General features: G+C 61.8%; 15 protein-coding genes and 2 pseudogenes. 9 read left to right on the forward strand and 8 right to left on the reverse strand.

Annotated features, from left to right (window positions below):
• Positions 1 to 345: 345 nt before the first annotated feature.
• Positions 346 to 879: pseudogene (locus AC1DKD_RS28435) on the forward strand (DUF4158 domain-containing protein); the annotation flags it as partial.
• A gap of 353 nt (positions 880 to 1232) precedes the next feature.
• Here the strand turns inward: AC1DKD_RS28435 and AC1DKD_RS28440 are convergent.
• From AC1DKD_RS28440 to AC1DKD_RS28450, 3 genes are all read right to left on the reverse strand, one after another.
• Positions 1233 to 2309, reverse strand: coding sequence for a LacI family DNA-binding transcriptional regulator (locus tag AC1DKD_RS28440; RefSeq protein WP_441636304.1), 1077 nt, complete (start codon positions 2307 to 2309; stop codon positions 1233 to 1235).
• A gap of 85 nt (positions 2310 to 2394) precedes the next feature.
• Positions 2395 to 3171, reverse strand: a complete 777-nt coding sequence (locus tag AC1DKD_RS28445; RefSeq protein WP_441636306.1) for an SDR family NAD(P)-dependent oxidoreductase — start codon at positions 3169 to 3171, stop codon at positions 2395 to 2397.
• Complete coding sequence (locus AC1DKD_RS28450; RefSeq protein WP_441636307.1) at positions 3168 to 3707, reverse strand: VOC family protein; 540 nt, start codon at positions 3705 to 3707, stop codon at positions 3168 to 3170. The genes AC1DKD_RS28445 and AC1DKD_RS28450 overlap by 4 nt, the downstream gene beginning before the upstream one ends.
• A gap of 84 nt (positions 3708 to 3791) precedes the next feature.
• Here AC1DKD_RS28450 and AC1DKD_RS28455 point away from each other — a divergent pair, with 84 nt between their 5' ends.
• The 6 genes from AC1DKD_RS28455 (at position 3792) to AC1DKD_RS28480 (ending at position 8830) form a co-directional block, all read left to right on the forward strand.
• The gene (locus AC1DKD_RS28455; protein ID WP_477143980.1) at positions 3792 to 4871 is read left to right on the forward strand and encodes a Bug family tripartite tricarboxylate transporter substrate binding protein; all 1080 of its coding nucleotides are present in this window, start codon (positions 3792 to 3794) and stop codon (positions 4869 to 4871) included.
• A gap of 66 nt (positions 4872 to 4937) precedes the next feature.
• Positions 4938 to 5372: an ester cyclase gene (locus AC1DKD_RS28460; RefSeq protein WP_441636311.1), complete on the forward strand. Its 435-nt coding sequence runs from the start codon at positions 4938 to 4940 to the stop codon at positions 5370 to 5372.
• A gap of 11 nt (positions 5373 to 5383) precedes the next feature.
• Positions 5384 to 6199 carry an SDR family NAD(P)-dependent oxidoreductase gene (locus AC1DKD_RS28465; protein ID WP_441636313.1) on the forward strand — a complete coding sequence of 272 codons (816 nt, stop codon included), beginning with the start codon at positions 5384 to 5386 and terminating at the stop codon, positions 6197 to 6199.
• A gap of 93 nt (positions 6200 to 6292) precedes the next feature.
• Positions 6293 to 6799: a 2,4'-dihydroxyacetophenone dioxygenase family protein gene (locus AC1DKD_RS28470; protein WP_441636315.1), complete on the forward strand. Its 507-nt coding sequence runs from the start codon at positions 6293 to 6295 to the stop codon at positions 6797 to 6799.
• Between the two features lie 89 nt (positions 6800 to 6888).
• Positions 6889 to 7875, forward strand: coding sequence for a Bug family tripartite tricarboxylate transporter substrate binding protein (locus tag AC1DKD_RS28475; protein WP_441636317.1), 987 nt, complete (start codon positions 6889 to 6891; stop codon positions 7873 to 7875).
• Positions 7876 to 7930: 55 nt separating this feature from the next.
• Positions 7931 to 8830, forward strand: coding sequence for an MBL fold metallo-hydrolase (locus AC1DKD_RS28480; RefSeq protein ID WP_441636319.1), 900 nt, complete (start codon positions 7931 to 7933; stop codon positions 8828 to 8830).
• Between the two features lie 247 nt (positions 8831 to 9077).
• Here the strand turns inward: AC1DKD_RS28480 and AC1DKD_RS28485 are convergent, their stop codons facing one another.
• The 4 genes and pseudogenes from AC1DKD_RS28485 to AC1DKD_RS28500 form a co-directional block, all read right to left on the reverse strand.
• Positions 9078 to 9296, reverse strand: a complete 219-nt coding sequence (locus tag AC1DKD_RS28485) for a hypothetical protein (RefSeq protein WP_441636321.1) — start codon at positions 9294 to 9296, stop codon at positions 9078 to 9080.
• Between the two features lie 555 nt (positions 9297 to 9851).
• Positions 9852 to 10157 carry a panthothenate synthetase gene (locus AC1DKD_RS28490; protein ID WP_267602716.1) on the reverse strand — a complete coding sequence of 102 codons (306 nt, stop codon included), beginning with the start codon at positions 10155 to 10157 and terminating at the stop codon, positions 9852 to 9854.
• 1067 nt (positions 10158 to 11224) lie between these two features.
• Positions 11225 to 11968: a LysR family substrate-binding domain-containing protein gene (locus AC1DKD_RS28495; protein ID WP_441636329.1), complete on the reverse strand. Its 744-nt coding sequence runs from the start codon at positions 11966 to 11968 to the stop codon at positions 11225 to 11227.
• Between the two features lie 12 nt (positions 11969 to 11980).
• A pseudogene (locus AC1DKD_RS28500) lies at positions 11981 to 12160 on the reverse strand (LysR family transcriptional regulator); the annotation flags it as partial.
• Positions 12161 to 12272: 112 nt separating this feature from the next.
• Between AC1DKD_RS28500 and AC1DKD_RS28505 the strand changes: the two are divergent.
• The gene (locus AC1DKD_RS28505; RefSeq protein ID WP_441636323.1) at positions 12273 to 13262 is read left to right on the forward strand and encodes a tripartite tricarboxylate transporter substrate binding protein; all 990 of its coding nucleotides are present in this window, start codon (positions 12273 to 12275) and stop codon (positions 13260 to 13262) included.
• A 13-nt stretch (positions 13263 to 13275) separates the two neighbouring features.
• Positions 13276 to 14556 carry an amidase gene (locus AC1DKD_RS28510; RefSeq protein WP_441636325.1) on the forward strand — a complete coding sequence of 427 codons (1281 nt, stop codon included), beginning with the start codon at positions 13276 to 13278 and terminating at the stop codon, positions 14554 to 14556.
• A gap of 530 nt (positions 14557 to 15086) precedes the next feature.
• Here AC1DKD_RS28510 and AC1DKD_RS28515 read toward each other — a convergent pair.
• Positions 15087 to 15395: IS1096 element passenger TnpR family protein (locus AC1DKD_RS28515; protein WP_477143981.1), on the reverse strand; the 309-nt coding region annotated here is incomplete at its 5' end.

The following is a 15395-nucleotide window of genomic DNA, read 5'->3' on the forward strand; positions in this document are numbered from 1 at the left end:
ACATCAGGGGCGATGGTGTTACGGCAAAACGCCCATGCGCACCTTCCCATCAGGGGCGATGGTGTTACGGCAAAACGCCCATGCGCACCTTCCTCGACTCGCTGGAACTCGCCAAGGAGAAACTGATCCCGCATTGAGTCGCGCTTCTCGATTCAACAGCCCGACTATCTGTCAGATCGAGTCCCAGCTAATACAAGTCATCTTGGTCTATTGGGGCCTGATGGCCATCGTGCTTGGTGTGATACTGCACCAAACTCGGAGAAGGGCAAGCACTCTGCGCAGTCCGCCAGCAGCGGCGCCGCGGTACATGCGGCACATCAATCTGGACTTGGTGCGGCGCTAAGGATGCAGCCGATCCACGATACCGCCTATCCCGCGCTCCCGGCTGAGCTTACCGCCGCCGAACTGGAGGCTGCGTTCACGCCAACACCGACCGAGATCCGCTTCGCGCGCAGCCAGTCTCGCCGGGCCTCAACTTCTGTTCTGATTCTCGTGCAGCTCAAACTGCTGCAGCGCCTTGGCTACTTCCCCATGCTGGCTGATGTGCCACCTATCGTGATCGATCACGTGCGCACCGCACTGCGAGCCCCCGCCCTGTCCCGCGCAACAGTCAAACGCTACGATGCCTCTGGCACACGCTCCCGGCATCAGAAGATACTACGCGGGTACCTCCACATTCGGCCGGCCGAGGCCAACACGCTGAAATGGCTGGAGGCGCTCGCAACCGATGCGGCGCACACCAAGGTCGAATTGCCCGACATCGTCAACGTGCTGATCGAAGAGTTGATCCGGGTACGGTGCGAACTGCCGCCACTTGCCAGCCTGCACCGAATGGCGACTCAGGCCCGCAGCCGGTGCAATGACGCCATCTATCGCGCCAATCCACTAACTCCGGCTCAAAACCCACCAACTGCGAGCCGTGAAAATCGATCATGAAGTGCTGCATGCACATCGGCGTTCACCCTGCTGTGGTCGATGCCAGGCGGCATCCTGACGGGACTAAGTGCGGCCGCGGGCATCGCGTCATCAGTACCGTGGGCGGCACAGTGCCGGCGTCGTGGCACCCGCTGCCGTCGGCGCAATCAAGGCCGCGGCGGCCGGTTTCACGCTGAGTCTCTATCTGCTTGGTTCGGCGCTGATGCTTGCGACCGTCATCCTGATCACCTGTTTCCGGCCACGCAGTGCCCATACGATGGAGCCAAGCCTTGCCGAAACGCACCGACAGGGCCAGGTCAGGTGCTGCCCGGCACAGGCGGGGGCGCACAGGATTCGCGCATGACAACATGTGTGGCCAGCCTGATCTCCTGCCCCGCCGAGGGCTGGGCGCCGGCCTCGCCCGACACTCCGCCAATCGTCTGCAGCAACATTTCGGCCGCTGCCGTACCCACCGTCTCCAGGTCCCAACTCAGCGCGGTAATGGCAGGCGAATACAGTTGCGGAAGATCGCCATCGCCTACGCAGATCAGGCTGACATCCTGCGGTACACGATATCCGGTCTGCTTCATCGCCTGCAGCACGCCTGACAGTATGCGCGTGCCAAGACAGATGAATGCGGTTGGACGAGACTTTGCCGACAGCATCGCCAAGGCGTCGCTGAAAGACAGGTCCATGGCCGAGCGGCTCGACCTCACCAGCGTGTCATCCACGGCGAGCCCGCGTTCCTCCAGTGCAGCACGGTATCCGTTGATACGCTCGCGGCCGGGCCGAAGCGCGCTATCCGACGTCATCAGGGCAATGCGCGCATGGCCGAGGTCAAGCAGATATCGCGTGACGTCGAGCGCGCCGCGAAAGTGATCGACATGAACGCCGGTGCCACCCACCCCAAAATCGCGGTCCATGGCCACGACGGGAAGATCCCGGCCGATCTGGTCGAGGTAGTCGGGCCGCTCGGCTTCGCATGGGCCCAGGATCAACCCGTCGACGCGGCGACGCCGAAACAAATCGACCATCAGGTCTTCCTGCGCCCTGCTGTTATGCGTATTGCCGACTACCATCGCGTAGCCTTCGCGCTGCAGCCGGGTCTCCACCGCGGTGATGATTCGGGCGTAGAGCGGGTTAGCCAAGTCGGATACGAGCAGCCCGACCACGCCCGAGGTGCCTGTGCGCATGCTTTGCGCGATCGGGTCGGGCGCATAGGCCAGCGCCTTGGCGGCGCGCTCCACCGCCTGGACCGCTGCCTCGCTCACCGGCCCGCTACGGTTTAGTGCACGCGATGCAGTGCCCACCGACACACCGGCCGCGCGTGCGACGTCACGGATAGTGACGCGGGCTGGCCTCACGGAGGGATTGGTACGCATCGTGTTACTCATGGCTGATGTTGGCTGGTTTGACGAAAGCCGCAGCGTGGAATGCGGGACCTATGGCCCGCAATTATCGCCCAACTGTGTCGCCCCACTAGTAAACAGCGCGCCCGCCACTGATGTCGAAGACCGCACCAGTACTGAAGCTGCAACGCGCCGAACACAGCCACGCGGCCATCTCCGCAACCTCCTCGACCCTGACAAAACGCTTCATCGGCACGCGCTCGAGCAGCCGCGCCTGCAATTGTGCGCGTTGACTCTCTTCGTGGATGCCAAAGATATCGGTGTCCGCCGCACTGGGCGTGATGCAATTCACCAGCACGCCCGTCGACGCCAACTCCTTGCCAAGGCTCTTCGTCATCGAGATCAGTGCTGCTTTCGAGGCCGCATAAGCGCCCGCAAACGGGTTGCCCTCCTTGCCGGCGATCGATGCAACGTTGACCACGCGGCCGCAGCCGTTCGCCGACATGGCCGGCACGATCGCCTGCGCGCAATGGAGGGCGCCGAAGACGTTGACGTCGAACACGCGCTTCCACTCGTCGGGCGAAGCTTCGACGGTCGGACCGCTACTGCCAAGGATCGCGGCATTGTTTACCAGCGCCGTCGGTGAGCCGAGCGCGGCAACGGATTGCGCCAGGGCGCGATTGACCTGTTCGCGATCGGTGATGTCGACTGCCACTGCGAGCACGTTCGCTCCTTGCCTGCGCAAGGCGCCGGCCACCGCGTCCAGCGTCGCCTCATCCCGGTCCCAAAGTGCAACCGCGTAGCCGTCCGAAGCCAGGCGCTCGCAGATCGCAAGGCCGATGCCGCGTGCAGCACCCGTTACCACGGCAATCCGCCGATCCGGCTCTTGTCCCACAGCTGTGCTCATCGCGTCCCCCCGATGCGTCGGATCGGCTCAGAGCCATCCCAGCATTGCGCAGCTTCGGCAATCGTCGCGAAGTACTCTCCCTTTCCGCCTGACATCTCTGATATTTCAACGATGTTGCCCGGCAGGTCAGGATGCACGAAATAGGCAAAGCGGCCACGCGTGCCCATGCGGCCCCCATGCCCCTCCACATATCCGCGTGCCTGCAACTGCTGCGCAAAGCGATCGAACGCGTCGCCGGTCCAATAGGCGATGTGCTGGACGCCCTCCGCGCCGTGCTTCAGCGAATCGAGGTACAGAGATGGCACGTCATTTCGCTGCTCTATCAGCTCGATCTGCACGCCGCCCGAGTTGGCGAGGGCGATCGACAGATCCGGCAATGCCGACGCCTGTCCGTAATAGCGAAACTCAGTGGTGCCAATCGCTTCCTTATAGAACCACGGACCGACGCCAAGCACCTCGCTCCAGTGCTGCATCGCCTTTTCGATGTCGCGTACCACGTAGCCGATCTGGCGTACGCCTCCGAACAGCAAACTCATTCTGCCTCCTTTGTTGCAAAATAGAAACGTTTCCACAAAGTCGAGTGTAACGTCACTCGGCTCAGTTCCTTCATAGCGTTAACCATGATTGATCGCATATCGCCGCTCCATAATACTTATTTGGAAACGTTTCCACAAACAGTGGAACGCGAGGATCGTCACGACGCCCGACCTCCAGAACGGGTGCCCCCAATGGAGACTTACATGAAGAAAATTCTTGCCGCCCTGCTCGCTGTCGCAGCAGGGGCCGCCACGGCTGCCGATACCGGCAACTATCCGGATCGGCCCATCCGGATGCTGTTGCCCTTCTCCGCAGGTGGCGGCGGCGACATCCTCGGCCGCTTCCTCGCGGAGCGCTTTGCCGCGCAGCTCAAGCAACCCGTGGTCGTCGAAAACAAGCCCGGCGCCGCGGGCACCATCGGCACCCACGCCGTGGCCACCGCCGCGCCCGATGGCTACACGATCATGATTGGCGGCATGTCCACCCACCCACTGGCACCGGCCACCTACGCCAAACTGCCCTACGATCCCGTGCGCGACTTTCAAAGCCTTGGCACGATCGGCAGTTCGTCGATCGTCATGGTGGCGGCAAACCAGTATCCGGCCAACAACCTCAAGGACCTGATTGCCATGGCGCGCAAGCAAACCGCGCCGATCCAGTACGCGAGCTGGGGCAYGGGGTCCACCGGACACTTTTGCGGCGAAGTCCTGAGCCAGAAGGCCGGCATTCCACTCCAGCACGTGCCTTACAAGGGTACCTCCCAGATAATTACCGACCTGCTCGGCAACCACATCTCCGTGGCCTTCGTCGACATGGTGACCGCTACGCCTTTCGTCAAGGAAGGCAAGATCAAGGCGCTGGCCGTCTGCACCAAACGCTCGCCCAGCCTGCCGCAAGTGGCCAGCTACAAGGAGCAAGGCGTCGACTTCGACCGGGAGCTGAACTGGGCCATGTATGTKCCCGCCARGACCCCGAAGCCGATCGTGAACAAACTGTCTTCGGTACTGGAGAACACGCTGAAGCAGCCGGAAGTCGTCAACAAGCTGCTTTCGCTCGGCATCACGGCCAAATACGTAACCGGCGCCGAGCAGCAGGCGACAAATGCCCGCGACATTCCGATGTGGAAATCCATTGCGAAACAGGCGCACATCACGCTCGACTGACGCGCGTCAACGCACGCGCTCCATCCCATATCCCATTTTTTAGCAAATCACCACAGGAGTTCCTTTATGTCGTCCACGCTCAACGAAGCACGCATCCAGACCGTGCGAAATCACATGGCCCTGGAATGCACCCACGATTGGGATGCCGTCATCAACACGTTCGAGCACCCGCGTTACGAGATGCACGGCAGCGGCGCCACATTCGACGGCGAAGCAGAGGTGCGCGGCTATTTTGATTCATCTCGGATCCCTTTTCCGGATCTGAAGAACGAAATCATCGCCATTGCGGCCGCGGACGATACGGTACTGGTTGAGTTCTGGCTCCAGGGGACCCATTTGGGGCCGCTCGCCGTCAATGGAAAGGTGTTCGAGCCGACCGGTGGCACGTTCCGTGTGCGCATAGCCGCGACGTTCGAGTTCGCGCCCGGCTCCGACAAGATCATTTGCGAGCGCCCCTATTCTGCCCCTGACGCAAAACTGCGGGCTCTGGGTCTTCTGTAATGGAGATACCCATGCGGAATGTCGAACTTTCAACGCTGCGCGGTAGCGGCCGACTGACTGGCAACGTGGCCATCGTGGTAGGTGCGGGTTCCAGCGGAGCGGACGTGAGCAACGGCTCTGCCGCAGCACGTCTGTACGCCCGCGAAGGGGCACGGGTGCTCTGCGTCGATCGCGATATGCAGGCAGCCCGGCGGACTGTCGACGAGATTCGAGAATGCAGCGGCGAAGCGCTGCCGTTCGAGGCGGACGTCTGCAGCAAGAGCGAGCTCGCGGCAATGGCTCGCTATTGCGATGAGCAGTATGGCAGCGTCAATGTCCTGCACAACAATGTCGGCATCGAGATCGTGTCCGAACTCGAGGACATTCGCGAGGAGGACTGGGACCGCGTCTTCGCAGTGAATCTCAAGGGCGTCATGCTGGCGTGCCAACAGGTCATCCCGCGCATGGTGCGCCAGGGCGGTGGGTCGATCATCAATATCTCGTCGATCGCCAGCCGCAAATGGAGCCCGATGCCGTTCCTTGCCTACAACACGTCCAAAGCGGGCCTGAACCACATGACACGCGTGCTGGCACGACGCTACGCCGAGCACCACGTGCGAACGAACGTGATCGTGCCTGGACTGATCGACACGCCGCACGCGGCGCACCTCACCGTCGGCGACGACGCCGCAGTGCAGGCCGCAAGAGCCGCGCGGAATCGACGCTGCCCGATGGGTCACCAAGGCACCGCGTGGGATGTTGCGTACGCCGCGCTGTTCCTGGCCAGCGATGAATCCCGCTACGTGACTGGCACCGAAATCGTGGTCGACGGCGGACTGGGTCTCTAGCCCGGTTCGGTTCGACCCAACAAAGAACGCACCAACCTCAGCGACAAGCAGCTTTCGCCATAGCTGCAGTCCGATGGCCCCTGGAGATCCAACGTGGCATTGCCCAGCGCTTTTACCCATCAAGACCGCCTTCTGACGGTCAATATCAACGAATCTGCCGAATTCCCCGGCTCCGAGTCGGGTTCGACCATCATTCCGCTCTTTCTCGACCGCGAGAACGGTGTCTGGGTGCTATACGGCAAGTTCGAACCCGGCACCACGCTGCCGCCCCACTTCCACACCGGCACCGTCCACTTCTTCACGACGAAGGGAGAATGGAACTACGTCGAGTATCCCGGCGATCCGCAAACCGCTGGCAGCTATCTCTACGAACCGGGGGGGTCCATCCACACGTTCTCGGTGCCGGCGGACGCCACCGAAGCTGCTGAAGGATTCATGGTCGTCTACGGCGCGAACGTGATCTTCCAGGACGGCGAATACCAGAGCGTGCGCGATGCCGGCGCGATCGAGGATGGCATTCTCAAGACCGCCGAGGCGCTCGGCCTGCCGCGGCCGCGCTATATCCGGCCGCAGGGCGGCGCGGCGTTCTCGCGCGACTGACAGCCCGGCGCAATGCCAGTCACCACCAGGCTCACACGCGCGAAAACGCATGCTTGGGCAATAAAAGACAGATGACAGGAGGAGACACCATGGATCAACAGAGGCGATTGTTTGTGCAGGGTTCTGCCGCTGCCGCATTATCGGGTTGGCTATGCCTTGCGAACGCCGCCAGCCCCTGGCGCGCCGGCAAGCCCATCCAGTTGATCGTGCCAGGACAAGCTGGCGGAATGTCCGACATCCTGGCGCGCGTTTTTAGCGCGACGGCCGGCAATGAGCTTGGCGAACGAATCATCGTAGACAACCGCCCCGGGGCTTCCGGCGTCATCGGGTCGTACCTGCTGTCGAACGCCTCGCCCGATGGGCAGACCTTGCTGACGGCCAGCAGCGATACCCACACGATTTATCCGAATTTTTTCAATAATCCGAAGTTCGTGCCGGAGCGGCACGTGCCTATTGCAACGCTCGCTTTCGTGCCGTTTGCGCTGGCCGTTAGCCGGAACGTCCCCGTCGGGAATCTACGCGAGTTCGTCGCGCTGGCCAGGAGGAAGACGCTCAGCTATTCAACGTGGGGCATCGGGACCGCCGGGCATGCAGCAATGCTGGCGTTCATGAGGGCTGCCGGCATATCCGACATGCTTCACGTGCCGTTCACCGGGAGCGCTCCGGCAATCCAGGCGCTAATGGCCGGACAAGTGGATGCGATGATGGGGGCGATTCCGCTGATCTCCACGAACCGGGCCCAGCTCAAGCCTCTGGGTGTGATGTCGGATCAGCCGTCGGCTGCGCTGACCGGCGTCCCTACGCTGGCGCAGGCGGGGCTCGGCGGCGAAGGGGACGGCAAGGGATTCTGGGTCGGCCTGATGGCACCGCCCAACACCCCCCCGAACATCGTGGAGGCGATCTCGCGCGAGACAGCAAAGGTCATGATGCAGCACGACGTGAAGAACAAGCTGGCGGGCATGGGTGCCCAATCCGAATCGCTAGGGCCGGCCGACTTCAGCAAGCTGATCGCTTCGGAATCAGAGCGCTGGGCGAAGATTGCCCGTGAATCAGGCGTCGTGCGACAGAACGTCTAGCAATGCCGAAATCGCGGACGGCCTGATTCGCGTATCAATCGTAGAGGGAGGGCTAATGAAGCAGCTTCGCCTTGGTGAAATAACCATCGATCGGGTAGTGGAGATGGAGCAGTTCTGGGCTGATGCATCCTGGCTCTATCCGGATATCAGCGAGGATATTGTCGCCAGACACAAGAGTGTTCTCGGGCCAAAGCTGGTTCATCCCGAGACGTCCCAACTCTGCATCAGCTTCCATAGTTACCTGATACGCTCGAAAGGGAAGAACATCCTTGTGGATACCTGTAACGGCAACCACAAGGACCGGCCTCGGGCGCCATGGCAGCACATGCTTAGATCCCGCGAGTACCTGGCGAATCTCGCGGCAGTCGGCTTGCGCCCCGAAGACATCGATCTGGTGCTATGCAGCCATCTGCACACTGACCACGTCGGCTGGAATACGCAACTCGTGAGCGGCAAATGGGTCCCGACCTTCCCAAACGCCAGATATCTGTTCTCCAGGCAGGAATTTGATCATTTCATGGCGTTGCATACAAGCAAGCCGGCGTTGCCCGTCAGCCAGGGATCATTCGCCGATAGCGTCCTGCCGATTGTCGAATCCGGTATGGCCGATCTTCTCGACATGAATCATTTCGTCGACGGAGATCTCAGCCATGGCATATGGATTGAAGACGCAAGTGGTCACACGCCTGGGCATGTCTCAATTCATGTCAAAGGCGGGGACTGTGAGGCAATCATGACCGGAGACGTGTTTCACCACCCTATTGTCTTCAACGAACCGAGCCTGGTGAATACAGGGGACTGGCGCCCGGACCTGGCGATGCGCACTCGCCAACGGCTTATGGCACGTTGTGCCGATTCGCCGGTGACGCTTTTGTCGATGCATTTTCCCGCACCAACTGCCGGAAAGCTTATTTCGAGCGCCGCAGGGTTTCAATTCGAATTTTTCCACGAATGATGCGAGACCTCACGCTTACATCCAAGAAGCAGACGTGTCCGTTGCAATCAGGCTACCTCACCAGCCGGGCCGAGGTGCTGGCCAGCGCCTCGGCCCGAAATGCCTGCTCCATGGCCTGCGCATCCGCTCGAGGTTCTGTATCCGCAGGGCGACGTGAAGCGCGCAGGACTGGGTCCGGGATGTCGGGCGAACGAATGCTCGCCACCATCTCCACCTGTTGCCGGGCATCGGTGGCCTGCCAACGCGCTCAGGGACTGAGCAAATTCCCCGCGCGGAAAGCGCGGGCACCAGACACGCGGCCGATCTGGTCGCCTGGTTTCACGTAGCGCACTTCGCGCCTCATGTAGAAGACGCCATTGGTATGGCTGACGGTGGTCGTGCGAATCCCGTCAACGGGATTCACGACGTCGAATATCGGCTGTCCCGCCGTCACTTCCGCGCCCACTTGTGCGAGATAAACCAGCAACCCGGCCAGGTGCACCTACGGCGGTTTCGCAACTCCGGCGCCGATATAAGGCCATCGCTACGGCACTGGTCGGCTGTTGCCTAGAGAAACTACCTGGAGATCTTCTACCGTCTGCTCGAAATGAAGGCCCGCTGYAACCTATCCGGCCACCATGGGAAGTCAAATGGCATCTGTTGGATACCAACATGGTATCAGTTAGGTACCATATGGCCCGGCCCCCTGTGACCCGAAGATTAACCGGCTTGCCACGATCAATCATTGGGGGACGGCCGCATTTTGACGCTGTGGCATGGCCCTCATTCAGGAAGACTTGCCTCCGGACCTCTTTGTATCAGTGCCCATCGTCGGTGCTGTTGGTCTCTACGTACCCAATAGAATAATTTCATGATCATGAAATTAACAATCGCCCATGGGTTGCCCCTTGACGTTCGCGGTAGCGGTCCCTTCCTTTCGCCAACCTCACCTGCTCATGCCGGAGCTTATGCGGAAGATAGTGGTGCACTCTCGGACGGGGCCGTCGGGAGGCCGTTCATTACCGATTTCACCGACCACTCCTCACGCCCACTTCTTCCCTAGTGCCTCCAGACCAGCCTTTTGCAGGTCCTCCTGGCTCATCACAATGCGGAACTTGCAGTTGGCCTGGAAGTTGAGGAAGAAGGGCTCAGCAAAAGCGGGAACGTCAGATGGATTTTCGACGTTGATCAGGAATACCCCGCAGCGCATTCCGTCTTGCTCGGTAAAATACGCTGCCTCCGGCTTGATCGTTTCCAGGATACGCTCAATGACCTCGCCCACCTTCCCGCCCCTGACGAGAACGTTGAAGGGCTCATGAGGAAATTCGACTGTGAGTAGCATCTTCATGATCCACCTTCTCCTTACGTAGTCGCTGCCCGGCAGCCAGACTTTTGCCTCAGGCGCTCCTGCCGCTTAACGTTGTCGCTGGCGGTGGGTGGGCAAACCGAAGCTGCCGCTCGCCGGCGCGCCGATACTACAAGATAGCACCGGCCACTGAAAAAGCTAGTTGGCGGCCCGTCCAAGCGCGCCGCGGACATTCTTGAACGGTTGAGCACGCGATCCTCCTTGGCGGTGGCACAGCAGGAGCGACTGCCTTGCTAGGCCGAGTGGCGTTCGGCGCGGCTTCGGCTGCTAGCCAACTCAGGCTTGATGGGGCGCTTGCATTCGGAACCGGATCGCCGACTGGGTCAAGCTCGAGGCTTGGCCGGGATTCGGGGTGAGACGCTCATAGCATCTTCGCCGAAGGCGCAGGTTCGAAGATGAAATTCGCGGCGGCGTAGCTGGCGTTGCGGTCCCAGACTTCCTTGCCGTCGCCGAAGAAAGTGCACCAGCGGCCATCACTGACACAACGCGCCCGCGGAAACACTTCCTCGTGGCCCTTCACAATGGCCAGCGTGTGGCTGGTCGGCCACCACCACCACCACCGCAGTCGGCGCCTGGTCGCGCTGTGCCTCCGCCTCGCTCGCCTGCAGCACCACCTCCGTACGCAAAGCGGCCAGCTCACCGGCGGCGGCCTGCCTGCCAGATAGACTGCACGGCATTGGCGGAGATCGACTTGTGCGCGCCCGGTAGTGCAGCGCGATGGTCACGCGCATCTTGTCGCACAGGTCCTCTCAGAACTGTGCCAGGACCTCGGTTGGCGTGCCCATGCGGGCCATAGAGCTTGTTGGCGGTGGGGGTGATGCCGTACCTAAAAAAAGCAAGGCACAGACCTCGCGGGTCTCGGGGAACTGCGCACGGACGGCGGCCACGTCTGCAGAGAGATGCGGTTGGGAGAATCAGGAGCCGAGAGCTGTGAGGGCCTCTCAGACTGCGGCATGGCCGCAGCGTCGCGCTGTCGCCTGACCGCGCTAGCCGTTCGATGTCCAATCGTCGTCGGCGCGTTCTCCAAAGCGGAAGATAATGCCTTCCGTTCATCCTGCCTGGCCTGTATGTGCCGGCGACGCGCTCATCGTGGCAAGCAGCCTGACAAATACGAGCGCGGCCATGTTGGTGCTGGCATGCGGGCGTGCACAGTGCAACACGGCATCGATAGTGCCGCCTCGCCTGGACTTTGCCGGTTGCAACGGCCGGTATGTCACGCGTGCCGAGCGCATTTCCGCCGCCGAAGCGGGCACCAGCGCGGCGCCTAGCCCGGCCTCGACCAGAGCGAGTATCGTCGGGAGTACACTCTCCTGCTCGATGCGCGGCTGCACGCCGGCCGCATGATAGATCTTCTGGCTCAAGTCGCGAAAATAGGTTGAGCCGACGGCGCTGAATCCAACCATCGGAAGGCGATCAAGCGCCGCTGGCGCCACCGCAGTGTCAGCGGCGAGCGGATGCCCGAGCGGCAACGCCAGCAACATCGGCTCACGATCGGCTTCGAACGCATCGAAATCCGTTTCCACCGGCAGTGTGGACAGGCGAAGCAGCGCCACGTCGAGTTTGCCGGAGCGCAAGGCATCCCACTGCTCGGCTGACGTTGCCTCCGTGAAATCGAATGCCACGGCAGGATAAGCACTGCGGTAAGCAGACAGTATGCGTGGCAAGAGGCGGTACGCCGCGCTACTTGTAAATCCCAGCGAGATCCGTCCCGTCTCGCCGTGCGCTGCCCTGAGCACTGCCTGCTCGGCGGCGTCCGCATCGGCCAGCAATTGCCTTGCTCGGTCGAATAGCACCCTGCCCGCCTCCGTCAACTGGACCGACCGCGTCGTTCGCGCAAACAGGTCCGCACCAACGTTTGCTTCCAGTTGCCGGATTTGCTGGCTCAAAGGCGGTTGTGCCATATGGAGCCGCGCCGCGGCACGTCCGAAATGCAGCTCTTCGGCCACCACAACAAAGAGGCGCAGTGCGTGCAACGAGAGAGCCATTGATACATAAAAGTGAATGAATGCCTTGGAATATTATATTGGATCTATCGAATAGACCAGCATAAGATTGCCTTCGATGTCCCCCGCTATTCTTGCCCAGAGGAACTCCAACATGAATCTCAAAGCCCTGTTCCGTACCCTGGCGGGAAGTATCGCCGCAGTGTGCTTCAGCGCCCTCCTGCCTTTCCCCGCCGTGGCACAACATTCGCAATACCCAGTCAAGCCGATCCATATGGTTGTACCGTTCGGCGCTGGTAGCGTGACCGACACCCTGGCGCGCATCATTGCGACCAGGCTCAGTGAGGCCTGGGGCCAGCCTGTCGTGGTTGACAACCGGGCGGGCGCCGACGGCAACATCGGCACAGGCTATGTTGCCGCTGCGGAGCGCGACGGCTACACGCTGCTCTTTGGCGCGGCCAGCACCAACGCGATTAACGCCAGCCTCCACACCAACCTCAAGTTCGACCCCCAACGCGACTTTGTGCCGGTAGTCAATGTAGCTAGCGTGCCCAATGTGCTTGTGGTTCCCCCTAGCGTTCCCGCGCGCTCAGTCAAGGAACTCCTGGCACTGCTGCACAAACAGCAATACAGCTATGCATCGGGAGGCGCCGGTGGCAGCCAGCACCTGTCGGCCGAATTGTTCAAGTCCATGTCGAAGACCGATATCCTTCACGTGCCTTACAAGGGCGGTGCCCCTGCGCTGACCGATCTGCTCGCCGGGCGCGTGCAAATGATGTTCTGCAACCTCCCGCTATGCCTGCCGCATATCCGCTCCGGCAAGCTCATTGCCCTCGGCGTGACCTCGGCGCGGAAATCGCCTCTGCTGCCCGACGTTCCCACGATTTCCGAGTCGGGCCTGCCCGGCTACGTAGTGGAAGGCTGGTTCGGCATGTTTGCGCCAGCCGGTGTGCCCAAACAAGTGGTCAGCCGCATCAATGCGGAAGTTGTCCGCATCCTGAAAGATCCCAAGACACGCGAGCAACTGCTGGCCCAGGGCGCGGAGCCCGTCGGCGATACGCCCGAAGCCTTTGCCGTCTTTGTCGGCAAGGAACATGATCGCTGGGCGGCTGTCATCCGCAATGCCGGCATCACTGTAAACTAAGACCATCCAGCTCATGCGCACCCCCAATCGTCTCACCGCCCTTGAGGCGGCCGCCCGGATCGAGCGAGGCAACCTTACCGCCGAAATACTGACGCGAGCCTGTCTCGATCGCATACAAGAGCGCGACGGCGCGGTGCACGCCTTCGTGGCGGTCGATGCCGATCTGGCTCTCTCCCAGGCGCGTGCGGCGGATCGTCGCCCCGGTGGCCTGCTGCGCGGCATTCCTGTCGCCGTCAAGGACATCATCGATACCGTCGGCTACGATACGGCCTATGGCTCGGCAGCGATCTATGCCGGGCATCGTCCTGCAGCAGACGCCGGCTGCGTTGCGTCGGCGCATGAGGCCGGTGCCGTCATACTTGGGAAGGTTGCCACCAGCGAATTCGCCACGCAGACGCCGAGCGCAACCCGTAACCCACTCGACCTGGCGCGCACGCCGGGCGGTTCTTCCAGCGGTTCCGCAGCCGCCGTCGCCGATTTCATGGTGCCCGTCGCGTTCGGTACGCAGACTACCGGGTCGATCACGCGCCCGGCGGCGTACTGCGGCGTTGTCGGCTACAAGCCGACTTTCGGCCTCATCAGTAGTGGGGGCGTGAAGACGCTCAGCCATACCCAGGACACGGTGGGCCTGCTGACCCGTACCGTCGCGGACGCCGCCTTCTTCTCCCTTGGCCTGGCGCAGACGCGCGTCACCGAACAACTGGGGTTGAGGCCACGCATTGGCGTATGCCTGTCGAGTCAGTGGCAGCATGCCAGCCCCGAAACGCACGACGCCCTCGACGCGATCGCCGCACGCGCCGAGCGGGCCGGCGCAAGCGTGCTGCGCTGCAGACTGCCGCAGGAATTGGAAGCCTTGATCGATCTGCAGAGCAGCATGTTCGCCTACGAGGCCCGGCAATCGCTCGCCCATGAGCGTACGCAACATCACGAGCAGCTCAGTGCGCGCCTGCAAACGCGCCTGGCCGGTGGGGAGACCGTGAGCACAGAGGCCTACCTGCAAATACGAAGCCGTATGCATGTAGGTACGCAACAAGCCGACGCCATGTTCGGCGATTTTGACGTGCTGCTCTACCCCGCCGCGGACGGCGAAGCCGAGCTAGGCCTGATGGACTCGGGCTCGCCACGTTTCGGCGCACTCTGGACAGCACTGCACCTGCCCACGATTTCATTGCGCATAGCTACTGGCCCCGCCGGGCTGCCAATTGGAGCCCAACTGATCGGACGCTATGCGGATGACGCACGCCTGCTCGCGGTTGCCAGCGTCCTAGCGCGCATTGCAGGCTACGATCAGTAAACGAAGGGAGTAGCGATAACACAGGCTTTTGCATACGGACATCCAGCGCTTGACATGCCCACCTCCCCGGAGGATTGCGCCCCCCGCCCACACTGCCGAAACTTGATCCCTACTTGGCGGTTGCTTTGCCCTGATCACTCCCACGGCATCCTCGATGTCAATCCTACTGCTACATCGGCGGGGAATTTGCCGCATCTGCGCGAGGATGCGTGCGCCGACGTCAACGGGCACGATGCGACGCACACCGTGCTCGGCATCCCGTCCGCTCCGATGCAAATCTAGCGGCTAGAGCCGACCTCCTGCACATCACCGCCCTTGAAGGAGACCGAGCCAAAGCGGGGGCTGACTAAGCGGCAATGCGGTGGTTTTCTGCTCTGGCGATGGAGGGATACCGTCGTTCAATGTGCGATCGGATCCGGGCATTGAGCACGGCAGTCCGGATTTGTACCAGTGCGTGCGCGTGCCGTGGCCGCCAGGCCATCTGTTGGCGTTTGACGAACCGCTCTCCCACGCATGTCCGGGCAGCCAGTCTATGCCAGGATCTCTTGCAAGCGATTATTGGCGGTCCGGCGGTCGAAGCGCCTATCCAGCCACTGGTCGACCTCCTCGCGTAAATCGTCCAGCACGATTGGGCGCTCGCGCAGCGACTCGAGCCAATCGAGGAACTCATACTCACTGCGTTCGTCCCTGGCCTCCATATAGCTCTCGATCCCACCCATGTCCTCTGGCGGGCAAGGCCCGCAACCGGCCACGCAACGTGGCAGCCCGCCAGGATGTTGCCGCAGCCTACGCCGCTCCACCCGTATCTCGTGGCGCCACCACGCGTTGAAGTCATACAC

This window comes from Cupriavidus sp. 05T313, from assembly GCF_056396665.1.